Source organism: Pseudoduganella sp. HUAS MS19 (genome assembly GCF_053615455.1).
This window is the reverse complement of sequence record NZ_CM132133.1, coordinates 6,363,215-6,386,783: the sequence shown is the minus strand read 5'-3', so window position 1 is coordinate 6,386,783 and position 23,569 is coordinate 6,363,215. Positions and strand designations below refer to the sequence as shown.

Here is a 23,569-nt window from a genome sequence, read left to right as displayed (position 1 = left end):
GCAGGCTTGCTGGCGCTGACCGCGCTGGCGGGCGCGCAAGCGCAGGAGACGCCGTCCAGCGGTTATCGCCTGTTCAAGGGCGAGCCTTTCTTCCTGCTGTCCGATGCCAGCTATGGCAGCACGGACGAGGCGCGCGTACGCCTGGAGGTGCCGGGCCGCGAAATGGGCCGCTCGCAGCTTGAACAGTATTCCGGCGCCGATATCGTGGTTTATCGCGTGCCGCAGCCGCTGGAATTCCTGAAGAAGCAGCGCAACCTGCACCGCGTGCAGGTGGATGGCAACTACCAGGGCGAGGGCCTGGCCAATGCCCTGAGCTTCCTGTGGGACACATGGTGGAAGCAATCGCGCATGGCATGGCGCCGGATCTTCTCGTCCGAGGCACGCCACGCCGTGACCAGCAGCCAGCCCAAGCTGGCGACGAACGGCGAAGCCATGAAGCGCGCCACCGTGTTTGCCAACAACCCGCAGTACAAGCCGATCAAGGGCTTCGAGATGGTGGACAGCTTCCGCTATCCGATCTGGCAAGCCAAGGCGATCGAGCCGCCGAAGGGCGTCAAGATGGACGGCTCCAGCAGCGAATTCATTGCCGGCAATAGCGGCAACGTGATGATCCCGGTCGGCAAGCGCAAACCGGGCCTGTACCTGGTGGAGGCCATTATCGGCGAACACCGCGCTACCACGCTGGTATTCGTTTCCGACACGATGGCAGTGACCAAGGTGTCGTCCGGCCAGATGCTGGTCTGGGCTGCGCGCCGCGACAACAGCGCCGCCGTGGCCGATGCCAGTGTGATGTGGACCGACGGCACGGGCGTTCTCCAATCCGGCAAGACTGCCAGGGATGGCGTGGTGTCGATGGAGCGCAGCAGCCCGGAACACACCTATGTGATCGGCGAAGACAGCAGCGGTGGCGTGTTCGTGTCGGAGAATTTCTACTACGACAGCGAAATCTATAACACCAAGATTTATGCGGTGACGGATCGACCGCTGTACCGTCCGGGCGATGAAGTGAACGTCAAGTTCCTCGGCCGCGAATTCAAGTCCGCGCGCCTGTCGCAGGCTGCCGCGGCGGCGCCTGTCGGCTTGACCGTATTCGATCCGAACGGCACGCCGGTGCTGACCCAGACCCTGCAACTGTCCGCTGAAACCGGCACCGAAACCCGCTTCCGCCTGCCGGAGCAAGCCACCGCCGGCGGCTATGAGCTGCGCTTCAGCTACCGGGACGGCCTGTATGGCGCTGCCTTCCGCGTGGCGGAATACGTCAAGCCGCACTTCGAGATCAACGTCCAGCCGGCCAAGCCGGAATTCAAGACCGGCGAAAAGGTCAGCGGCACCATTTCGCTGCGCTACCCGGACGGCAAGCCGGTCAAGAACGCCAGGCTGTCGCTGTCGCTGCGCGGCCAGCAGAACAGCATGGTGGAAGGCGAATTGCGCTACAGTGGCCTGTTCCCGGTCCAGTTGAAGAACGAGGAAGCGGAAACCGACCGCAGCGGCGACTATTCGTTCACGCTGCCGCCGGCCGCCGATCCGTCGCGCTATGTATTGACCGTGATGGCAACCGACGGCGCGGCTTACCGCGTCAAGGCTACGCGCGAGCTGATGATCGAGCGCTCCACCAGCAGCTACCAGCTGAAGGCGGCGCGCTCCTTCTCCGAGCCGGGCCAGCAGGTGCATTTCGACCTGATTGCGGACGGCCAGGGCGCGGTACGCCCGGTACGCTGGGAGATGGTGCAGCTTGAAAAGCAGGAAAAGACTGAAGGCAAATTCGATCCGGCCGCCAAGGGCTGGGACGTGAATTTCGCCAAGCCGGGCTCCTACCAGCTCTCGCTGCGCGATGAGCGCGGCAACCTGCTGGCGGGCGCCAGCCACTGGGTCAGCGGCGAGGGCCTGCAGGCGGCACCGGGCAGCATCGAGATCGTGATGGACAAGGTACGCTATCGCCCGGGTGACACCGCCGAAGCACTGGTCACCTTCTCCGATCCGGTGGACCAGGCCTTGCTGACAATGGAACGCGACAAGGTCGAGCAGTACGGGTTGATGAACGGCGGCGCCGGCTGGTACCAGGCCAGGCGCGTGGCTAAGAACCAGTGGCGCGTGCGCATTCCGGTAAAGGAAGAACACGGCCCGAACATGACCTTCTCCGTGGCTTATACCCGTAACGGCGACTTCGTGTTCCAGAACGCGGGCCTGCAGGTGGTCGAACCGCGCATCGCGCTGAGCTTCAAGACCGATAAGGAGGTCTACCAGCCGGGTGAAAAGGTCACGCTGGACGTGACGGCGCAGATGGATGGCAAGCCGCTGTCCACCCTGGTGGCGCTGGGCGTGGTCGACGAAATGATCTACGTGCTGCAGCCTGAAATCGCCCCCGATATCGCGGACTTCTTCTACCACCCGCGCCGGAACAATGTGCGCACCACGGCCAGCCTGTCCTTCATCAGCTACGATATGGCGCAAGGCCGCCGCGACAACGTGCCGGCCCGCCATAACTACAACGAACGCGGCGTAAAAGTGCTGGAGCGCCCGCGCCGCGACAACATCGATACCGCCTTCTGGGCGCCATCGCTGAAAACCGATGCCGACGGCAAGGCGCGCGTCACCTTTATCATGCCGGATGCGCTGACGCGCTGGCGCATCACGGGCCGCGCCATGGATGCGCAAGGCCGCGTTGGCCAGCGCACTGGCTACCTTCGCTCCGACAAGTCCTTCTACACCAAGTGGACTTCGCCGGACTGGCTGCGTACCGGCGATGCGCCGCGCGCCTCCGTCGCCATTTTCAACCAGACCAGCGAGACCAAGACGCTGGAGGTGACACTGTCAGGCGGGCCGCAGCCGAAAGTGGAGAAGCTGTCGGCAAAACCCGGCGTGAACTATGTCGAATTCCCGGTTGCAGTAGGCAGCGCGCCGCTGCGCCTGGAAGTGAAGCAGGATGGCAAGCTGGTTGATGCGCTGGACACCAGGGTGCAGGAGCAGCCTGCCGCCTGGAGCAGCCCGCGCAGCATGAGCGTGACGCTGACCGGCGCCGACAACGCGCTGAAGCTTCCGCCTGACGCGCGCAATATCCGAGTTTCGTTCGCGCAAGGCGCTGCAAGCCACTTTGCCCGCATCGCCGATGACCTGATCGACTACCCGTATGGCTGCGTGGAGCAGACGGCCAGCCGCCTGATTCCCCTCACCATGGCCACGCAAAGCATGCCGGCCGATGCGGGCCCGGTACGCGAGCGCCTGATGGCGATCATGCAGGCGCAACGCCTGCGCCTGGTTTCCATGGCCGGCCCGAACGCGGTCTTCAGCTGGTGGGGCCCGGCTACGCAGGGCGATGCGCTGATGACGTCCTACGCCTATTACGCAGACTGGTACGCTTCACGCGCGCTGCGCCTGGAACTGCCGGGAGAGCACTGGAACAACCTGGTCAGCGTCTACTCCGAGCATGGCAAGGACATTGGCCCGCTGGAGCGCGCCATGAGCCTGTGGATGATGCACGAAATGGGCTTGCCGACCAGGACGCTGGCGGAAAGCCTGGTGGCCGATGCCGCCAGCCTGGAAGTCGGCTCTGCGGCGCGCCAGCAGGGCCTCACCAGCAGTGTGTTGCTGGCAGGTGGCCAGGACAGCGTGACCCGCGCCATGGCGGTCGGCCTGACGTCCGTCGTGGCGGTGCAGAACGGCGTCGCCCTGCCGGCATCGCTGCAGCAGCAATTGCCGCAGGCGTGGGCCGTTCTGCGGGCTTCGCCGGCACCGGTGGCGCAGGCCCTGCTGATGCTGGCCGGCGAGTTGCCTGTATCGCAGGCGGACGCCGTGCTTTCATCCGTGCGTGCCGACATGCCAACCATGGACCGTGCACTGACCCTGGTGTGGGTGCAGAAGAAGCTGGGTGGATCGCCTGCTGCGAGGCCGCCGGTAGCTGCCCTGGAAGGCGCATGGCAGCAGATGGATAGCCGCAGCGGGCAGCCGGTATGGCGCTGGACCGACGCCAAGGCGCTGCCGGAGCAACTGAAGCTGGCGCAAGCGGCGCCGTCCGGCACCGTCGCCATCGTGCAGTACGACAGCCGCGCCGCCGAGGCGCATGCGCTGGACGTCGGCATCGAGCGCCGCATCCTGCGCATGAAGGCTGGCTCCAAGGGCTACACCATGGAACCGGTCAAGCCGGGCGAGGCGCTGCGCACGGACGAACTGTACATGGACGAGATCAAGCTCAAGGCCGGCAGCGCCGCGCATCGTTTCGGTCTGCTGGAAGTGGCCTTGCCGCCCGGTGCATCGGTTGAATCGACTACCTGGGGCATGAAGCTGGCCGGCGACGAACCGGTGCAGCTGGAGCGTGCGCGCCACGTCGAGCGCCGCGACGGCTATGCCGTGCCGATTGAGCCACTGAGCGGCGAGGTGGTCGTGCGCCACCTGCTGCGCTTTGGCCAGAAGGGCAGCTATACCCTGCCGCCGGCCCGCTTCCACCGCATGTACCAGCCGGAGCAGAAAGCCTTCGAAGGCGGCGGCAAGGCCATGCGCGCGCTGAAGGTCGAGTAATGCTGGCACGCCTGCTACCCGCCTTGTTGCTGGCCAGCGCCGCACCCGTCGCGGCTGCGGCCTCGCTCGACCTGGCATGGTGGCGTGACGGCAAGGTCCAGGCGGTGCAACTGCAGCAGCGCAACGCATCGGCGGTGCAGCCGCTGGCCGCCAGCACGGAAATCCCGCTGGGCAGCCTGTGGAAGCTGTTCGTCTACGTGTATGCGGTGGACAGCAAGCTGCCTATGCCCGACTACACTTGTGGCGGACGCAAACAGGAGGAAGTGTATTGCTGCGAAGCCGGCAGCAGCGTGGCACGCGACGCCGCGCTGGCGCAATCCTGCGGCCTGTTCTTCGCGGCGGAACGCCTTGGCATCACACAGCGACCGTGGCAGGATTATTGGACGCGCCGCCTCGGCCGCGCACCAGCCGGTGAATTCGCCTGGCTGGCCGATCCTGCACGGCTGGAACCGGGGCGGCTGGTGACGCTCGGCAGCCTGCTGCGTGTGCTGGGCAGCATCCCTGCCGCGAGCCGCGCAGAGGCGGAAGCGGCCTTGCTGCGCGTGGTGCTGGACGGCCGTGGCGCAGGCAGCGTGCGCTGGTTCGGCAGCCAGCTTCGTGTAAAGACCTATTCCTGGCACCATCCCAAGCGCGCCGATGCCCGGCTGGGCGGTGCTGCCGGATGGCTGGCCGACGGCACTCCGGTATGGTTTGGCGGCAGCGGCAGCAGCGCCGGCATCTTCGAGAAATGGGCGCCGCAGATTGCCGCCGCATTGCCGCCCGTGCAGCCGGCGGAAGACAGCGGCTGTGTCGTTGTCGACTACTTCACCCGCTATCCAGTCCGGGCAGTGCGCAGCTCCGACGGCCAGGCGGCGCCGGGCGCGCTGAACGGCCGCTACGTGGTGCAGTTCGAAAACGGCAAGAGCCTGCCGATCCGCAGCAATGGCGAGCTGTCCCTGTCCACCAGCGCGAATGGCAAGCTTCAGCTTCGCGGCCGCATGGGCGTCAACGAATATGTGGCGCGCGTGATCGACCGCGAAGCCAGCGCCACCGAGCCGGAAGCCGCGCGTGCCTTTGCCATCGCAGCCCGCAGCTACCTGCAGCAGAATGCGCGCCGCGCTGAATCCTGCCAGCACATCGCGGACAGCAGCGCCACGCAGCGCGTCAGCCCGAATCCGGCCAGCGCCGGCGCGCTGGAAGTCGCGCGCTGGACAGACCAGTTGGTGCTGGACGGCGCGCAGGTGCGCTACCACAGCAACAAAGCAGGAATCAACGTCCTGGCCTGGAGCGACGCGCAGGCGCAGGCGCGCACCGGCAAAGGTTTCGACGACATCCTGGCAGCGGCCTATCCCGGCACCACGCTGGCCATTGCGGGAAATACAGGTACTACCTGCGCGCGGCTTGCGAAGAACGAGCAGTGGCTGGCGTATGTCCTGCCGCGCTGGGAGAGCATGCTGCGGCGTGAGGAAGGCTACGAAGCGCCCCCGCAACTGCCGGCCGTCTGTGCCATCACTGCCGGCTCGCCGTATTCCGAACAGTCGCGTAACCGCATCTTCATGCGGCCCCTGGCCACCCGCGAGGACCGCATCACGCTGGCGCACGAGTACCTGCACATCGGACTGCGGCGCCATCCGCGCGGGCAGGATGAAGACTATGTGGAGCGCATGGCGCGCCGCCTGAATGACCTTTCACTGGAGGCCAAGTGAAAACACACATCCGATTCGTATCCGCACTGGCGCTGGCGCTGGCCGCCGCGCCGTTGGCGGCGCAAGACAAGACGCTGACCGCGCCGGTCGGCGGCTGGAACCGCGCCGGCATGACCGATAAATCCGGTGAGCTGGCCGTCAGCTACCCGTATTCCTTGATCGACCGTGGCGCGCAGAAGAACCGCACCATGATCCGTGGCCAGCTGGCCAGGATCAGCACCAAGCGGCCGTTCCATCAACTGGTTGTGAACGGCAACCCGACACCGCTTTACACGGACGATGAGGGCCGCTATGCGCGAGGCTATGCCTTCGGTTCCGGTTCCAACAGCGTCGAAATCCGTTCGCCGGACGGCAAATCGCTGAAGCGCATGCAGTTTTACGAGGCGGACAACAGTCGCCCGCAACCGCGCCTGCGCATCATCGGCGCCTGGGACGACAATCAGGCTGAGATTGACCTGCACATTGTCACGCCGGACGGCCAGCACGCCTTCTTTGGCCATCCTTTCCTTACCAATGGGGGCGGGCTGGATGCGGACAGCGTCGATGGCCCCGGTCCGGAAATGTTCACCATGGCCTCGCCCCTGCGCGGCACTTACCAGGTGTGGGTGAACTACTGGGGAAACTTCGGCAGCTCCGGCTATCACTTTGACGAAGCCACGCGCCAGCGGCCCATTATCACAACGCGCATCACCCTCGTCTTCAACGAAAACACGGCTGGCGAAAAACGGCAGGATTTCGTTGTCCCCCTGCGTAAGATCGGCGACCTGACCCTTGTTAAATCCTTTGTCTATTGAACACATGAAGAAACTCTGCCTCCCGCTGTTGCTGCTGCCCGCCTGCGCCTTGGCGCAAGTGAGCATTGAAACGCCCAAGGGCGGCTGGCGCCATTCGGGCGGCAGCGCGGAGCAGTACAGCCAGACCGTGAATTACCCGGCATCCGCCGTCAACATGCAGCCAGGGCAGTCCGAAACGGCGCAGATCCGCGGCAAGATAGCGGGTGCCGGCCGGAGCAAGCCGGCCAAGCTGATCGTCAACGGCGTGGCCATGCCGGTCGAGTTGCAGGAAGACGGCAGCTTTGCCCGTCCTTACATCTTCGGCCCCGGCTCGAACGGCGTCGAGGTGCGTTCCCCCGACGGCAAGAGCCGCGCGCGCAGCCAGTTCTACGACAGCTATAGCGGCAAGACCAGGTCGCGCCTGCGGGTTGTGCTGTCCTGGGACAGTCCGGGCACCGACGTCGACTTGCACGTGGTGACGCCCAATGGCGGCCACTCCTGGTTTGGCCAGCGCATGCTCCCCGACGGCAGTGGCCTGGATGTCGACGTTACCGGCGGCTATGGCCCGGAAATCTACTCCAGCCCGTCGCCGGCCAAGGGCAACTACCACGTCTACGTCAATTACTACGGCGGCAATTCTGAAAAGCAGGTCATTACTGTTGCCACGGTGTCGATCATCAGCAACGAGAATACGCCGAGCGAGAAACAGCAAACCTTCATGGTGCCATTGCGCGCGCCGGGAGAACTGACCCTGGTGAAGTCCTTCGTGTACCCCTAGAACTGGTACCGGGCAGAGATGCCTGCCGCCCAGTTTCTGCCAGGCGCCCCTTCGTAATAGCGCTTGCTGGCATCGCCGACGATGACTGATCCGACATAACGCTTGTCCGCCAGGTTATTCAGGCGAACGAATTCGCTGACGCGCCATTCTCCAACCTCCTGGGCTGCAGTCAGGCGAAGATTCAGTACCCCGTAGCCAGGGGCGGCCCGCTCGGTATTGCTGTCTTCCGCGTAGACCTTGGCACTTGCGACGGCTTCCAGCGCGGCGCCCCAGCGGCCAGCGCTTTCCCGCCAAGCCAGTTCACCGAAACCATAGGCCCGCGCTACGCCGGGCAGGCGGGCGCCATCCTCATAGGTGGCGCGCAGTGATGTCAGGGCAACTCGCGTGCTGAAGCCGGCGCCCAGTTCAGCGTCGAAGGACACTTCCGCGCCCTTTCGTACAGTACGCGCCGCATTGCGGTAGCTGGTACGTCCCCCGGCCGAGGAGTCCACGACCAGCTCGTCGCTGGTACGAATTTCGAAGACGGCAGCATCGATCCTGGCGCCTGGCGCCAGGACGGCCTTGGCCCCGCCTTCGACGTGCTTGCTGCGCGCGGGCCGGAGGCCGAAATTGAATCCTGCGCCGCCTGCAGAGTAGAACAGCTCGTTCAACGTCGGCACTTCGAAGCCCCGTGCGGCGCTGGCATACAGGTTTAGCGACGGGGTCGCGCGGTACAGCACCGCCGCCAAGGGCGTGGTCTGGCTGAAGCGCAGCTTGCCGCTGTCGTCGCCATTGCTGGTAAAGCGATCTGCAACGGATACGCGGATACGGCTGTGTCGCAAGCCTGCTGTCAGTTGCCAGCGTTCGCCCTGCCATTCGGCCTGGGCATAGGGATCGGCATTGCTTACCGAGTCTTCCTCGTCGCGGCGCAGCCGGCCCTTCACTCCCAGCGTGGTTCCAGAGAAGTTCTCGTAGCCCTTGCGGTCGTCTTTCGAATTCCCATACTCAATGCCCACTGACGTTGTGAGCTTGCCACCGGCAAGCGCCCGCACACTCTGCCATCGCACTTCGCCTCCATGGAAGTCGCGATCGAAGTCGACGACGCCGCCAGAATGTGTCGCCGGCGCCTGGAAGCCCCGCGAGAAAGATTGGTACTGCACCACCTGGCGGTTGCCTGCATAGGCAGTGAGCAGCAGCGTGGCGTCGCCGATCGGCTGCTCCCAGGTGATCCCCGCCTGCTGGTGGTCGATGCTCTTGCGCGTGTCGTAGCGCTCGGCCAGCGTACGTTTGGGTACCGCGGTGTCGGTGGCATCGGTCTCGCCGGCGCGGGGATCGCGTTGCCAGGTCGCCCACGTAACGCCCAACGGGTCCTGCGTATCCTTCTGCCGCAAGCCATTGGCGACCAGCGTTAGTTTTCCGTCGCCGCCCAGGCGCATGTTGAGCTTGGCGTGCGCCTGCTCACGCGTGGCAGCGCTGTGATGGCGAAAGCCGTCAGTGTGGAAGCGCGACGCATCGAGTGCGTAGCCAATACCAGCGGCTTTGCCCTGGGCAGATATGTCTATCTTATGTAAGCCGTCGCTGCTGGTGGCGATGCTGGTTTCCACGCTCGGTCGGCCCTTGCCTTCGCGGGTGAACAACTGGATGACTCCGCCGGAGTGGTTGCCGTACAGGGCGGAGAAGGGGCCACGCAGCACTTCAATACGTTCCGCCATATCAAGATTGAAGGTTGCAGCCTGTCCTTGGCCATCCGGCATGCTGGCCGGGATCCCGTCCGCAATAAGGCGTACGCCGCGAACGCCGAAAGCGGAGCGTGCCCCAAAGCCGCGTGAGGAGATCTGCAGATCCTGGGCATAGTTTTGGCGGTTCTGCGCCACCAGGCCAGGTACGGCCGCGAGGGATTCTGAAGCATTGACCCGCAATTGGCCTTCGCGAATGCGGCCGGCATCCAGCACATCGATCGCGGCCGGAACGTCGAAAACGGCTCGCTCCGAGCGCGTGGCACTGACAACGACGACCGGCACCTGATCAGGTATTTGAATATAAGGCATGGGCGAAACTATACATCTCCCCTTGCGGAGGCGAATTTCGTTTGCTATAGTTCTGTCCCTCGCAACGCAGTGCCGCTAACGCGGTAGAGCGAAACGAGAAAAAGAAGGGGTTGACGAGTTGCACGCTGTACCGCATAATCTCGCTTCTCTGCTGCAACGAACACAACGCTTCGTAACACAAAAGCAGCGATCTTTAAAAATCAACAGTCGATAAGTGTGGGCGTTTGACGATATGCCCGGACCTTCGGGTCCGATGCTCAAAATATACGTTATAACGCTCGCACAAAATTAAACGTAATCTCGAAAGAGATTTCGTCAGTATTTTGAGTGAGTGACCTCGGTAGCAATACCGAAAAACAGAGATTGAACTGAAGAGTTTGATCCTGGCTCAGATTGAACGCTGGCGGCATGCTTTACACATGCAAGTCGAACGGCAGCGCGGGCTTCGGCCTGGCGGCGAGTGGCGAACGGGTGAGTAATATATCGGAACGTACCCAAGAGTGGGGGATAACGTAGCGAAAGTTACGCTAATACCGCATACGATCTAAGGATGAAAGCAGGGGACCGCAAGGCCTTGTGCTCCTGGAGCGGCCGATATCTGATTAGCTAGTTGGTGAGGTAAAGGCTCACCAAGGCAACGATCAGTAGCTGGTCTGAGAGGACGACCAGCCACACTGGAACTGAGACACGGTCCAGACTCCTACGGGAGGCAGCAGTGGGGAATTTTGGACAATGGGGGCAACCCTGATCCAGCAATGCCGCGTGAGTGAAGAAGGCCTTCGGGTTGTAAAGCTCTTTTGTCAGGGAAGAAAAGGTCGTGGCTAATATCCACGACTGCTGACGGTACCTGAAGAATAAGCACCGGCTAACTACGTGCCAGCAGCCGCGGTAATACGTAGGGTGCAAGCGTTAATCGGAATTACTGGGCGTAAAGCGTGCGCAGGCGGTTTCGTAAGTCTGTCGTGAAATCCCCGGGCTTAACCTGGGAATGGCGATGGAGACTGCGAGGCTAGAGTTTGGCAGAGGGGGGTAGAATTCCACGTGTAGCAGTGAAATGCGTAGAGATGTGGAGGAACACCGATGGCGAAGGCAGCCCCCTGGGTCAAAACTGACGCTCATGCACGAAAGCGTGGGGAGCAAACAGGATTAGATACCCTGGTAGTCCACGCCCTAAACGATGTCTACTAGTTGTTGGGTCTTAATTGACTTAGTAACGCAGCTAACGCGTGAAGTAGACCGCCTGGGGAGTACGGTCGCAAGATTAAAACTCAAAGGAATTGACGGGGACCCGCACAAGCGGTGGATGATGTGGATTAATTCGATGCAACGCGAAAAACCTTACCTACCCTTGACATGGCAGGAATCCTGGAGAGATCTGGGAGTGCTCGAAAGAGAACCTGCACACAGGTGCTGCATGGCTGTCGTCAGCTCGTGTCGTGAGATGTTGGGTTAAGTCCCGCAACGAGCGCAACCCTTGTCATTAGTTGCTACGCAAGAGCACTCTAATGAGACTGCCGGTGACAAACCGGAGGAAGGTGGGGATGACGTCAAGTCCTCATGGCCCTTATGGGTAGGGCTTCACACGTCATACAATGGTACATACAGAGGGCCGCCAACCCGCGAGGGGGAGCTAATCCCAGAAAGTGTATCGTAGTCCGGATTGTAGTCTGCAACTCGACTACATGAAGTTGGAATCGCTAGTAATCGCGGATCAGCATGTCGCGGTGAATACGTTCCCGGGTCTTGTACACACCGCCCGTCACACCATGGGAGCGGGTTTTACCAGAAGTAGGTAGCTTAACCGTAAGGAGGGCGCTTACCACGGTAGGATTCGTGACTGGGGTGAAGTCGTAACAAGGTAGCCGTATCGGAAGGTGCGGCTGGATCACCTCCTTTCTAGAGTCGGCATCAGACTCAAACGTTCACACTTATCGGCTGTTGGCATATAAAGAACAGCAATGTTGGGGCTGTAGCTCAGCTGGTTAGAGCACCGTGTTGATAACGCGGGGGTCGTTGGTTCGAGCCCAACCAGCCCTACCAGCACCATGTAGTAACTACGGGGGATTAGCTCAGCTGGGAGAGCACCTGCTTTGCAAGCAGGGGGTCGTCGGTTCGATCCCGTCATCCTCCACCAATTACTGTTCAAACGTAAGCGAATAGACGTTTAGGTTTGAGTAGTACCGTTCTTTAACAATCTGGAAGAAGTAAAAGTTTTATTAAGCGATATCGAAAGATATTACTTAGGGTAGTAGTAAAACTCATCAAACACAGTAGTAAGTGCTTGAACTTATAGCCGTCAAGGTTATAGGGACAAGTGAATAAGTGCACATGGCGGATGCCTTGGCGATTACAGGCGATGAAGGACGTAGAAGTCTGCGATAAGCTTCGGGGAGCTGACAAACAAGCTTTGATCCGAAGATTTCCGAATGGGGAAACCCGGCCTTTTAGGTCATCACTCACTGAATACATAGGTGTGTGAAGCGAACGCGGCGAACTGAAACATCTAAGTAGCTGCAGGAAAAGAAATCAACCGAGATTCCCAAAGTAGTGGCGAGCGAAATGGGAAGAGCCTGTACGTGATAGTCGTTTGGATAGTGGAAGCCTCTGGAAATAGGCGCCATAGCGGGTGATAGCCCCGTACACGAAATCCAAGCGGTGGTACTAAGCGTACGACAAGTAGGGCGGGACACGAGAAATCCTGTCTGAACATGGGGGGACCATCCTCCAAGGCTAAATACTCGTAATCGACCGATAGTGAACCAGTACCGTGAGGGAAAGGCGAAAAGAACCCCGGGAGGGGAGTGAAATAGATCCTGAAACCGTGTGCATACAAACAGTCGGAGCCTCGTAAGGGGTGACGGCGTACCTTTTGTATAATGGGTCAGCGACTTACATTCAGTGGCGAGGTTAACCAGATAGGGGAGCCGTAGAGAAATCGAGTCCGAACAGGGCGCCAGTCGCTGGGTGTAGACCCGAAACCAAGTGATCTATCCATGGCCAGGTTGAAGGTGCGGTAACACGCACTGGAGGACCGAACCCACTAATGTTGAAAAATTAGGGGATGAGCTGTGGATAGGGGTGAAAGGCTAAACAAACTTGGAAATAGCTGGTTCTCTCCGAAAACTATTTAGGTAGTGCCTCAAGTATCACCGACGGGGGTAGAGCACTGTTATGGCTAGGGGGTCATCGCGACTTACCAAACCATTGCAAACTCCGAATACCGTTGAGTGCGAGCTTGGGAGACAGACATCGGGTGCTAACGTCCGGTGTCAAGAGGGAAACAACCCAGACCGCCAGCTAAGGTCCCAAAGATTGGCTAAGTGGAAAACGAAGTGGGAAGGCTAAAACAGTCAGGATGTTGGCTTAGAAGCAGCCATCATTTAAAGAAAGCGTAATAGCTCACTGATCGAGTCGTCCTGCGCGGAAGATGTAACGGGGCTAAGCCAGTCACCGAAGCTGCGGATATCCGCAAGGATATGGTAGGAGAGCGTTCTGTAAGCCTGCGAAGGTGTCTTGTAAAGGATGCTGGAGGTATCAGAAGTGCGAATGCTGACATGAGTAGCGATAATGCGGGTGAAAAGCCCGCACGCCGTAAGCCCAAGGTTTCCTGTTCAACGTTCATCGGAGCAGGGTGAGTCGGCCCCTAAGGCGAGGCAGAGATGCGTAGCTGATGGGAAGCAGGTTAATATTCCTGCACCGTCGTATGATGCGATGGGGGGACGGATCGCGGAAGGTTGTCTGCCTGTTGGAATAGGCAGTTCCTGGTTCATAGAAGGCGCTTAGGCAAATCCGGGCGCGTAATTCAAGGGACTGGGACGAGCGGGCTTGCCCGTGAAGCAATCGGAAGTGGTTCCAAGAAAAGCCTCTAAGCTTCAGTCATACGAGACCGTACCGCAAACCGACACAGGTGGGCGAGATGAGTATTCTAAGGCGCTTGAGAGAACTCGGGAGAAGGAACTCGGCAAATTGGTACCGTAACTTCGGGATAAGGTACGCCTCGGTAGCTTGACCACTTTACTGTGGAAGGGCGAAAAGGTTGCAATAAACTGGTGGCTGCGACTGTTTAATAAAAACACAGCACTCTGCAAACACGAAAGTGGACGTATAGGGTGTGACGCCTGCCCGGTGCTGGAAGATTAAATGATGGGGTGCAAGCTCTTGATTGAAGTCCCAGTAAACGGCGGCCGTAACTATAACGGTCCTAAGGTAGCGAAATTCCTTGTCGGGTAAGTTCCGACCTGCACGAATGGCGTAACGATGGCCACACTGTCTCCTCCCGAGACTCAGCGAAGTTGAAGTGTTTGTGATGATGCAATCTACCCGCGGCTAGACGGAAAGACCCCATGAACCTTTACTGTAGCTTTGCATTGGACTTTGAACCAATCTGTGTAGGATAGGTGGGAGGCTTTGAAGTGAGGACGCCAGTTCTCATGGAGCCATCCTTGAAATACCACCCTGGTTTGTTTGAGGTTCTAACCTTGGTCCGTGATCCGGATCGGGGACAGTGCATGGTAGGCAGTTTGACTGGGGCGGTCTCCTCCCAAACGGTAACGGAGGAGTTCGAAGGTACGCTAGGTACGGTCGGACATCGTGCTAATAGTGCAATGGCATAAGCGTGCTTAACTGCGAGACCGACAAGTCGAGCAGGTACGAAAGTAGGACATAGTGATCCGGTGGTTCTGTATGGAAGGGCCATCGCTCAACGGATAAAAGGTACTCTGGGGATAACAGGCTGATTCCTCCCAAGAGTTCATATCGACGGGGGAGTTTGGCACCTCGATGTCGGCTCATCACATCCTGGGGCTGTAGCCGGTCCCAAGGGTATGGCTGTTCGCCATTTAAAGTGGTACGTGAGCTGGGTTTAAAACGTCGTGAGACAGTTTGGTCCCTATCTGCCGTGGGCGTTGGAAATTTGAAGGGGGCTGCTCCTAGTACGAGAGGACCGGAGTGGACGAACCTCTGGTGTACCGGTTGTCACGCCAGTGGCATTGCCGGGTAGCTAAGTTCGGAAGAGATAACCGCTGAAAGCATCTAAGCGGGAAACTTGCCTTAAGATGAGATTTCCCGGAGCCTTGAGCTCCTTGAAGGGTCGTTCGAGACCAGGACGTTGATAGGTCAGGTGTGGAAGTGCAGTAATGCATTAAGCTAACTGATACTAATTGCCCGTACGGCTTGTCCCTATAACCTTGACGGTTATATAGCACTTACCGTGTTTGAGAACACTACCCCAACTTTACTTCTTCCCGATTGTTGACAAGTCATGCCTGATGACCATAGCAAGTCGGTCCCACCCCTTCCCATCCCGAACAGGACCGTGAAACGACTCTGCGCCGATGATAGTGCTGCAACCAGTGTGAAAGTAGGTTATCGTCAGGCTCTTATTAGAAAAGCCCGCTAGGCATGTGCCAGCGGGCTTTTTGCTTTGAGCGGGTCTGACCCTGCGGGTCAGACCCTGGATTACCGGTTCTGGCTGAAATTTTGCGCTTTCGGCAATATTTGGTTAATATTGCCAAATGAATATTAAAAAGCCCCTGCGCTGGCTGGCGATCGTCGCTGGCCTCTTCACCCTGCTGCTGGCTGCCCTCGCCTTACTCGCACTCTATAACTCGCGCTTTGAGCTGAATCCGCATGGCGTGCATCAGCGCCTCTATGTCCCGATCGGAAAAGGTTATGCCAAAGTTGCGATGTTTGCCGGTACAGGCGATAGCGCATCTTTGCCTGGCTTCCTGGACGGTCCGATTGCGCGCAAGGCGCCTGACGGTAGCTGGTCGGCAAGCTGGTTCTGCGAAGACCGCGTGCATAGGCAACAGATCAATGCCTCCCAACTGATCATCAACTGCGCTGGCAAACGTACTACTTACCCGATCGGCGCGGCGATGCCGGAAGTGGCGGGCGTCATGCCTATGCCGGACAAGGTCGCGGTATTAAGCGATATCGAAGGCAACCTGGCATTCCTCGATGGCGCGCTGGCGAAGCTGGGTGTGACCGACAGCGCCGGCGCGTGGGCATACGGGCAAGGTCGCCTTGTGATTGCCGGCGATGTGGTGGACCGAGGCCGCGACGTATTCGCGGTGCTGTGGCGCCTGTATTCGCTGGCGCAAGAAGCGCAGCGTGCTGGCGGTGGTGTACATATGGTGCTGGGAAATCACGAGCAATACATCCTGCGCGGGAACACTTCGCGCGCGCACCTGGAGCACCTGTATGCACTGGGCCAGATGGGCGGTGCAGTGTCCGCATTCGCCGATGATACCGTGATAGGCGCCTGGCTGCGCGCGCAGCCCGTAATCCTGCAGATCGGCAGCGTGCTGTTTACTCACGGCGGCATTAGCAAGGCGACTGCCGACAGCGGACTGACCGTTCAGCAGCTGAATGAAGCAATGCGAAATTACTGGAACGGCACGCCTGCGGCCAAGCCGGCGCTGGACGCAGTGCTAGGCCGTGGTGGTGTGACGCAGTACCGCGGCTATCTGGATCAGGAGAGCGGACTGGTGTCAGCGGACGAGGTCCAGCATGTGCTGGCGCGTTTCGGTGCGTCGACTGTAGTAGTTGGGCATACGCTGGTCGACAAGGTAACCATGCTGCACAATGGCCGGGTGATCGCTGTCGACGTGAACACCAACGAAGCCGAGGACGAAGCGCTGGTGTTCGAGCAGGGTAAACCGCGGGTCGTTACCGTTGTCGACCGCGGCCTGCCGCCGGAACAGGATCCACGCGGCCGTATGCGCGATTTCCAGTTCGCCTCTGCACAGGACTGGCGGGCTGTGGGAGGGGCAGTCTGGCGCAGCTTCGAGCTGGCCAGACTGCCGCATCCCTACTAAGTCCAGTTTCGCTGGGGCTTTACCGCAGAATCACGCCTGCAATGACCGCCAGCAGCATGGCGCCGAAATAGCGCAGCCACTTACCGCTGTAGTCTCGCCAGGCCAGCACAGCCAGCACGGCCGCAACGACGAACGGTAGCGGCGTGCGGAAGTTCAGGCACAAGGTAATGGCGAAGTAGAGCTGGATGATGATGGCCACCCATGGACGGCCGGTGAAAGTCCCGCGGCCGCCTCGCGCCTGGGCCGGCGCTGCTGCTTCGGAAACCGGCCTTGCTGCAGGCCGCGAGGGGCCGCTGGTGGGAGAGGCAACTTTCTGCGCTGCCGTGACCTTCTCCAGCGTAAGCTGCTGCTGCGTCTTTTCCAGGACAGGCGCAGGTGGCGCTGCGGCCTGCCAGAAGCCCGCCCAAGGTTCCTTGCCTTGCGCTGACAGGGCGCGGAAACCACTGCTGCGGCGAACGACCTGCGCACTCTCGGGCTGAGCTTGCTGGACCCACTTCGCGCGTGCTGCGCGTACCTGCTGCAGCAAAGGCACTCCTTTTGCTGCATCGACCATCTTGATGAACTGCGCATAGCCCTCGAGGGCATCGATCACATCTTCATTACCATTCCATTGCTTGCCGGCCGGACCGTCCTTTTCGACCTGGAACAGGGTCGCACGAAAGCGTCGCAAGGTGTCGCGGTCCAGGGAAAGCTTCCTGTTGACCACAATGCCGGTGACGCTCTGGCAATGCGCATCGCTCATGACGTGCTGCTTATCAGGGTGCGGCGTAAAGCCCTCGTCGGCGATGATCTGCTTCACGCGCCACAGCAGCTTGCCCGCCAGCTTGCGTGCGGCGGCATCGCCGGAGAAAGTCAGGTCGTCGGCATAGCGGGTATAGGCAAAGCCGAGCTTTGCTGCGCAGGCTTGCACGCGCGCGTCGAGGCGACGGCACAGGATGTTGGTCAGTGCAGGGCTGCTCGGCGCGCCCTGCGGCAGTGCGCGCTCGCCGGTCGCGACGAAGAACTTTTCGCCATCCACGCTGACTTCTTCGGTAGGCGATTCGGTGCAGATCAGGCCGAGCGTGGTCGCCAGTTGTTCGCTATAGCCAAGCTCCCTGAACACCCCCTTGATGCGCGGCAGGCTGACGGAAGGGAAGAAGTTTTTCAGGTCCAGGTTGACCACCACGGCCTTGCCGACGTGGGGCTGGGCGTTGCTGACAATCGAGCGACCCGGAATGAAGCCGTGTGCAGCGTCGTGCAGCGGCACCTTGGCCAGTATGTTGTCCAGCACCCAATACTGCAGGCGCTTCACACGCGGCATCGGTGCGGAGATGACCCGCTCGCCGCCGGTCTTCTTTGGCATAGCGAAGCGGCGGTAATGGCTGACGCGCGAAACACGGCGTTCGAAGCTAAGGAAGCGCAGCTCGGGCAGCGTAACACCCATGGCGTGCGCAAGCTCGCTCGCATTGTGCATTGCGGGAAGCGACCAGCGTGCCAGTTTCCCGGCATTGCTTTCGGTATCGTTCAAGCCGGCGGATACGCCTTCGCCCAGATAGAGCAGTTCGGTCGACCGCCGCTTGTGCCATGCGCTCGCGCGCTCAAAACGTTCTCGCGCGCGCTTTTGGCGGGTTTCTTCGCGGCGCTGCCGCGCTTTGGCCAGGCGCTCCTTGCGCATCGCCTTGAGTGCCTGTTCCGGGTCCTGGATGGTACGCAGCTCCTGCCCCAGGCGATGCAAGGCGCTACTGAGCTCCGCCTCGCGTTTTATCAATTCCTCCAGCTCGGTGGGCTGGCCGCTATTGGCAGGCCAGAAGCCAAGGCGCTGCATCTCGCCAAGCACGACTTCCTGGCGCGAGCTGTTACGCAGGCGCTCCATCAATTCGGCGCGGGTGGTGACTGGCTTGGATTCGTTGGCGCTCATTGCATGGCCTCCTGGCGAGGCGAGCGCAAAAGATGCAAGCACGGCGGGATTGTCATCGAAGAGCCTTTAGGACTGGGGCGCTCCACTCGATGCCATACGGCACCGGTGCGGCGAATGGACTGCAGGGCAGTCACACCGTCTTGCCGCACCGGTGTCTGTATGGCACTGTGAAGAGCGTGCCAGTGGCGCATGGGAAGAGCTGAATACGTGAACGGCGATCCACCGTTCGGTTTGCAAGAGCCATCCCGCCGTGTTTGCTGGAACGAGTATATCAGTTCATTTGCATTTTTCATATCAATCGCCTTCCTCAAGCCGCCTGGTTCCGTGACATGCGCAGCGCGAGCATGTGTGCGCAAGGACCTTTGTGCATGCGGTTGTAAGTGAAGAAGTTGCACTGGCAGGCGCCATCGACGATGCGTTCGTCGGCGTCCAGCCGCAGCATGACCTGGTACTGGCGATCGCCTTGCCGGGCCAGGGCACTTAGCCGGATGCCGCCATCGGCCACTGCTTCGACTGAGTGCTTGCTTATTGCGTGAAGCGCGACCAGCTTCCGTGCCTCCTCCTCCTCGGGGCTGGCGAAACGCAGCGTGTCCAGCGGCAGTGGATCGCGGGCCAGTTCGCGCAGGCGGTAGACTTCATCGACCATGTCGTAGATCACCCGCCCGGCCTGCGTGTACAGGGTCAGTGCGCGTTCGACCATCATGCGCTCCAGGCCGGTGTCCAGCGATAGCTGGGCGCTGGTGGCGAACCAGCGCTTGCCTAGTGCGATGAATACTTTTTCCTTGCTGTCGTTGTCGATCTCGCCACGCGGCGCGAGAAGGTCGAACTGGCCGGCATGCGACCAGTCGTTGGCGGTCCAGCCCGAGAGGCCCAGCGTGAACTGCATGTCGGGCATGTTGGCGATCCAGAAGCTTGGCAGGCCGCTGCCCATCAGGTGCACTGTGAAGCTGTGGGCGACGGGAATCAGGCGTTCGAGCAGCAGCAGGCGGCGGCGTCCCCAGACGCGCACTTCCTCGGCCACGCTGCCCTGGTAAATGGAGCGGCGGCAGACTATTTCTTCGTTCCACGGCTCGAATATCGCGCGTACGGGTTGGCCCGGCGCCAGCACGAAGCGGATCGAACGTGGACCGGCGCGTTCCTTCTTGCGCCGCATCTGCAGGCAGAAGTTGTGCACGTCCATCGGGTGCAGTTCCAGCCGGCGCGCCACCATATTCATGGCGCTGCTCACCTGCAGGAAGCCGCGCACCCACGTGTCGGGAACTTCGATCTTCTGTTCGATGAATTCGGGATCGTCCGCGGTCTTGACCTGGAAGCCGCTCGGGTCGATCGACAGCCTGGTCTCCTTGTAGTCGCGTATTTTCTGGAACTCGCCGTACAGGCTTTCCGAATAGTCGATATTGGTGGTGCCGCAAGCGAAGTCGCCGATTTGGCCGAACACATTGTGGCTGCAGCTCAGCGAGGCGTAGCTCGATTCGTCGCGGCTGAAACACTCGAAAAACACGCGGTCCGGATGCACGGTGATCACCGGGTCGAGCGCAATCCACAGTTCGCGATTGGTCTGGTACAGGTAGTTGTAGTACCTGGACTGGGCATCGTAGAAGGGCTTCATCAGCCTGGACTTGCGTTCCCTCAGCGCCCGCATTTCGGATTGCAGCGGCTGCAGCTGCTCTCTCAGCTCGCTGCCGCGAGCCTGGAACTGGGCCAGCATCAGTTCTTCGTTCTGTGCGACCCATTCCTTGTAGGCCATCTTGTCTTTTGGCTGGTAACGCTGGTCGGCTACCACCACATCGTGCAGGGCGGAGATCGCTTCGCGGAACGGAATGTGCTTGTTGATGCTGGCGACGAAATGGGTCGGAGCGCGCAGGGTGTCCGGCACAAAGCGCATATCGGTCGACGCTGCGCTGTTGCTGACGTAAGTCTCGCCGTAGTAGCGGTACTGGAATCTCATGTCTTGCTTCCCCGGTCGGCGATAGCTGCCGGCGTATGGATCGTGATGGCTGCAGGCAGGTCCGGATACCGCTGCTGGATGGCGCGCAGGCCTTCGATGTATTGCGCCTTGTCGGCGATGGCGACGGTGAGCACCTGGCGTGCGAACAGCCTGGCGACGAAGCCGGCGATCTCCTCCGACAGTTCGGCCTGCGCGCGCAGGAATGCCTGCACGCGGCTTTTGACGACGCGGCCGCGATTTACCTGCGACAGCACGCTGAGAAAATAGGGCTCCATGCGCTGCAGCTTGTGCAGGTCGCCGGCGCAGGCGCTCTCCAGCCAGGAGCTGACGAAGAGCTGCATATTCGCCGAAGGATGCTGGCTCAGCTTATCCAGCAACTCCGTCACATCGCCGACGTCGAAGTGCCTGGTGATCATGGCGCGGCCGAAGCGTTGCGCTGCCGGGTCCTGGTGGTCGCACAGGTTTACCAGCAGCAGCGGCGTCCAGTCGTCGCGGGTGCAGGCATCGTTGAAGAAGGCCGCAGCGAATTCGCGGCTGTCGTCGAAACGGCTGTCGAATATGCGCAGGGCGGCTTCCATCTGGCCGCGCACACGCTGCGGGTGGGACCGGTAGGCTTCGAACGCCCATTGCCGTACGCTGGCGGTGGGGTTGCGGCCGAACGCCGCCCATGCTGCGACGTCAAACTGATCGTACCGGAAGCCCGGCAGCAGGCGCGCGCCGAGCAGTAGGGCGCCTTTGCTGCGCGCGGCCAGCAGGCGCGCCAGCAAGGCAGTATCGGCCAATTGCTCCTCGTCCTTCAACGGCCCGGTGATCCAGGCCACCAGGTCGGCGAGCATGCCATCCCCGGTTTCGCTGCGGAACAGGGCATCGAGCAGTCCGGCCAGCAGCGTGCGGCGGAACCCGCCATCGGTGGCTGCCAGGCGCTGGATAACCGGGTCGACGCCGCGCCGTATGCGCGCTTCCGCGCTGGTGGCAAAGGCGATGATCAGGTCCGACTGTGCGGCCAGCACCTGGTCCGGCAGCGTACCGAACAGTCGTACCGCGGCGCCGCGAACATCGGCGTCTTCATCTTTCAGCAGCATGGCCAGCCTGGAGCCGGGCAGCATTGCGGTCGGCGCCGGGTGCAGCATCAGCCACTCGCAGGCCAGCAGGCGCACGGCAGCCAGCGGATGGCCAAGCAGTTGCAGCAGGCGCTCGTAGGGGGCGCCGGCGGCCGCATCGCGCAGCGGATTCCCGATCAGCCAAAGCAGGTCGGCGGCGATTGGCGGCACGGCGTTGCGCGCATCGTCGAAGTCGGCGCAGTTGTCCAGCCAGTCGAGCAGTTGCATGACGATGGCTGGCGCCTGGCCGGGCAAGGTGGCTGCAACCTGGCACAGCATGCGGCCCTGGTGGCGCACCGCTTCCAGCGGAGCGCAGGCGATGGTTGCGACCAGCAGCGGATCGGCCGCGTAGCGCAGCGGGTCGCGCGCGATGCAGTCCAGGGCGTACCGGGTCGCTTCCGGCAAGGTGCACTGGATCAGCAACAGCAGCCAGTCGGTCGACGGGGTGCCGGGCTCGAAGCGCTGGCGCGCCACCTGGAAGGCAAAGCGCGCCGTCGACAGGTAGGGGCTGCGCAGCAGGTCGCGAATAACGCCGGGTTCCAGGGTCGCGCAGAATTCCCTGTTATCGGCCAGCGCACGCGCCGCAAACTCGTGCACCCCGGCGCAGCGGCTTTGCTGCATCAGCGAGAGCAGGGCCTGCGGCTGCGCATCCCACAGTTCGGGGAAGGCCTCCTGGCGCCTGTCATCGGCCTGGATCGGGTGCGGCTGGTACCAGCTGGTGCCGTGGCGGTTGCTGAGCCAGTGCCCGCGTGCGCGCAGCATGCGGTTGAAGACCATCCAGTGGCTGTAGCCGTCGTAAAAACGTCCGCCGCGCGCTTTCGGCTGGCCGGCATCGCTGTCGTCCATTGCGGCCAGGACGCCGAGCGCCATGCGGATGTAGGCTGGATCGGCGTCCTCGCCCAGGCGGCGCAATGTGCGCCAGCCGCGCCGGCGCAGGTAGTCCCGGGTACGCAGGCTGTAAGCCACCTTGCTGTCCGGGCGGGACGCCTCCTCGGCGTATCTGCCGTAGGCGCGCCGCACGTAGATCCACTCGCTGCTGCTGGTGTGGGGATCGGTGTCGAAGCGCTGCTGGAGCAGGCCAAACAGCTCGGCGTCGCCGGCCATTTCGGCCGCCTTGTAAATGTGGCGCACGGCGCGGAAAGTCCCGGCGCGCAAACGCATCCGCTTGAGGTGGCTGCGCAGGACGCGGCGCGCCAAGGGATGACTGAGGGCTACCTGGTGCAGTTGCTCGAGCCAGTCGGGTTTGGACAAGCCCTGCCACTCGTCGTCGCCGGCGGCGATCGACTGCAGCTTTTCTTCGTCCTGCTGGTCCCAGGCGCTGCGCAGGACAGCCGGCCAGTCGGCCAGCAGGCGCGCCGCGTGCGCCTGCAGCGCGGCGCTATCGGCCAGCATCAGCCATGCTTGCAGCGCGATGCGGCGCACGGCACCGGTGCTGCCGCGCGCATGCAGCTCCTGCATGGCGATGGCGGCGCCGGGGTCTCCACAGCGGCCGATGGCCCAGGCCAGGCAGTAATCCTGCATGGCGTCGCCGCGTGCGATCAGGTCGACCATGGTGGGGACGGCGCCGCGCAGGCGGCGTTCGCCGATGCGCCAGATGACGCGGTTACGGTGGTGCTGGTCCAGCTTCTTCCAGTGACCGGGCTGCAGTTGCTGCAGCAGCGTGACGGCGGCAGGATCCGGCGGTTGCTGTGGCGGGGGTGAGGTTGGGGCGGCGCTTTGCGGCATGGCCGGTTCCGCAGCGGACGCCGGATCGCTGAAGCCCTGTGCCGTGCGTTCGATCAGGGCCAGCTCAAACAGGGTTTCGGCTGCTTGCCAGTCGACCGGCTGCGGGGTGCGCGTGCTCTCGCGCCATTCCTCGCCGGTGCGGCCCTGGCGCAGGTTGACCAGGTAGCGGCCCGGCGATCCTGCCACCTCGCACAGCTCGATCTCGCAATGGATGATGGCGTCTTTTTGCCTGCGAACCAGGCTGCTTTTCCGAATCAGCTTCACTGTAGTGCGGGCCTTGACTTGAAATGCGGTTACTCAACAGGA

Annotated in this window: 9 protein-coding genes, 2 tRNA genes and 3 rRNA genes; 10 read left to right on the top strand and 4 right to left on the bottom strand. The window is 61.6% G+C overall.

The window, feature by feature from the left end; translation table 11 throughout:
- Window positions 1-6: 6 nt before the first annotated feature.
- The 4 genes from ACWBU6_RS29295 to ACWBU6_RS29280 are packed head-to-tail and all read left to right on the top strand — an operon-like array spanning window position 7 to window position 7,748.
- A complete protein-coding gene (locus ACWBU6_RS29295; RefSeq protein ID WP_452646832.1) occupies window positions 7-4,512 on the top strand; it encodes an alpha-2-macroglobulin family protein in 4,506 nt (1,501 codons plus the stop codon).
- Window positions 4,512-6,197, top strand: a complete 1,686-nt coding sequence (locus ACWBU6_RS29290; RefSeq protein ID WP_452646831.1) for a DUF2300 domain-containing protein — start codon at window positions 4,512-4,514, stop codon at window positions 6,195-6,197. The genes ACWBU6_RS29295 and ACWBU6_RS29290 overlap by 1 nt, the downstream gene beginning before the upstream one ends.
- On the top strand, window positions 6,194-6,991 hold the full coding sequence (locus ACWBU6_RS29285; RefSeq protein WP_452646830.1) for a YfaP family protein: 798 nt from the start codon (window positions 6,194-6,196) through the stop codon (window positions 6,989-6,991). The genes ACWBU6_RS29290 and ACWBU6_RS29285 overlap by 4 nt, the downstream gene beginning before the upstream one ends.
- Window positions 6,992-6,995: 4 nt before the next feature.
- Entirely contained in the window at window positions 6,996-7,748 is a 753-nt protein-coding gene (locus ACWBU6_RS29280) for a DUF2135 domain-containing protein (protein ID WP_452646829.1), read from the top strand.
- Here ACWBU6_RS29280 and ACWBU6_RS29275 read toward each other — a convergent pair.
- On the bottom strand, window positions 7,745-9,775 hold the full coding sequence (locus ACWBU6_RS29275) for a TonB-dependent receptor family protein (protein ID WP_452646828.1): 2,031 nt from the start codon (window positions 9,773-9,775) through the stop codon (window positions 7,745-7,747). The two genes, ACWBU6_RS29280 and ACWBU6_RS29275, sit on opposite strands and share 4 nt — an antisense overlap.
- A gap of 365 nt (window positions 9,776-10,140) precedes the next feature.
- Here ACWBU6_RS29275 and ACWBU6_RS29270 point away from each other — a divergent pair.
- The 6 genes from ACWBU6_RS29270 (at window position 10,141) to ACWBU6_RS29245 (ending at window position 16,593) form a co-directional block, all read left to right on the top strand.
- A 16S ribosomal RNA gene (locus tag ACWBU6_RS29270) occupies window positions 10,141-11,671 on the top strand.
- A gap of 67 nt (window positions 11,672-11,738) precedes the next feature.
- Window positions 11,739-11,815: transfer RNA gene (locus ACWBU6_RS29265), tRNA-Ile, on the top strand.
- Window positions 11,816-11,833: 18 nt separating this feature from the next.
- Window positions 11,834-11,909, top strand: a tRNA-Ala gene (locus tag ACWBU6_RS29260).
- Window positions 11,910-12,083: 174 nt separating this feature from the next.
- A 23S ribosomal RNA gene (locus tag ACWBU6_RS29255) occupies window positions 12,084-14,955 on the top strand.
- An 83-nt stretch (window positions 14,956-15,038) separates the two neighbouring features.
- Window positions 15,039-15,151, top strand: a 5S ribosomal RNA gene (rrf, locus tag ACWBU6_RS29250).
- The 16S, 23S and 5S rRNA genes sit together here with 2 tRNA genes alongside, the layout of an rRNA operon.
- Window positions 15,152-15,288: 137 nt before the next feature.
- Window positions 15,289-16,593, top strand: a complete 1,305-nt coding sequence (locus ACWBU6_RS29245; protein WP_452646827.1) for a metallophosphoesterase — start codon at window positions 15,289-15,291, stop codon at window positions 16,591-16,593.
- A gap of 19 nt (window positions 16,594-16,612) precedes the next feature.
- Here ACWBU6_RS29245 and ACWBU6_RS29240 read toward each other — a convergent pair whose 3' ends face one another.
- The 3 genes from ACWBU6_RS29240 to ACWBU6_RS29230 form a co-directional block, all read right to left on the bottom strand.
- The gene (locus ACWBU6_RS29240) at window positions 16,613-18,490 is read right to left on the bottom strand and encodes a reverse transcriptase domain-containing protein (RefSeq protein ID WP_452646826.1); all 1,878 of its coding nucleotides are present in this window, start codon (window positions 18,488-18,490) and stop codon (window positions 16,613-16,615) included.
- A gap of 307 nt (window positions 18,491-18,797) precedes the next feature.
- The gene (locus ACWBU6_RS29235; RefSeq protein ID WP_452646825.1) at window positions 18,798-20,438 is read right to left on the bottom strand and encodes an SWIM zinc finger family protein; all 1,641 of its coding nucleotides are present in this window, start codon (window positions 20,436-20,438) and stop codon (window positions 18,798-18,800) included.
- Window positions 20,435-23,527, bottom strand: a complete 3,093-nt coding sequence (locus ACWBU6_RS29230) for a hypothetical protein (protein WP_452646824.1) — start codon at window positions 23,525-23,527, stop codon at window positions 20,435-20,437. The genes ACWBU6_RS29235 and ACWBU6_RS29230 overlap by 4 nt, the downstream gene beginning before the upstream one ends.
- Window positions 23,528-23,569: the final 42 nt, after the last annotated feature.

Excerpts from the sequence above, each read along its gene's own strand:
- ACWBU6_RS29290 (WP_452646831.1), top strand. The coding sequence starts at position 4,512 with ATGCTGGCACGCCTGCTACCCGCCTTGTTGCTGGCCAGCGCCGCACCC.
- ACWBU6_RS29280 (WP_452646829.1), top strand. The coding sequence starts at position 6,996 with ATGAAGAAACTCTGCCTCCCGCTGTTGCTGCTGCCCGCCTGCGCCTTG.
- ACWBU6_RS29275 (WP_452646828.1), bottom strand. The coding sequence starts at position 9,775 with ATGCCTTATATTCAAATACCTGATCAGGTGCCGGTCGTCGTTGTCAGT.
- ACWBU6_RS29245 (WP_452646827.1), top strand. The coding sequence starts at position 15,289 with ATGAATATTAAAAAGCCCCTGCGCTGGCTGGCGATCGTCGCTGGCCTC.
- ACWBU6_RS29240 (WP_452646826.1), bottom strand. The coding sequence starts at position 18,490 with ATGAGCGCCAACGAATCCAAGCCAGTCACCACCCGCGCCGAATTGATG.
- ACWBU6_RS29235 (WP_452646825.1), bottom strand. The coding sequence starts at position 20,438 with ATGAGATTCCAGTACCGCTACTACGGCGAGACTTACGTCAGCAACAGC.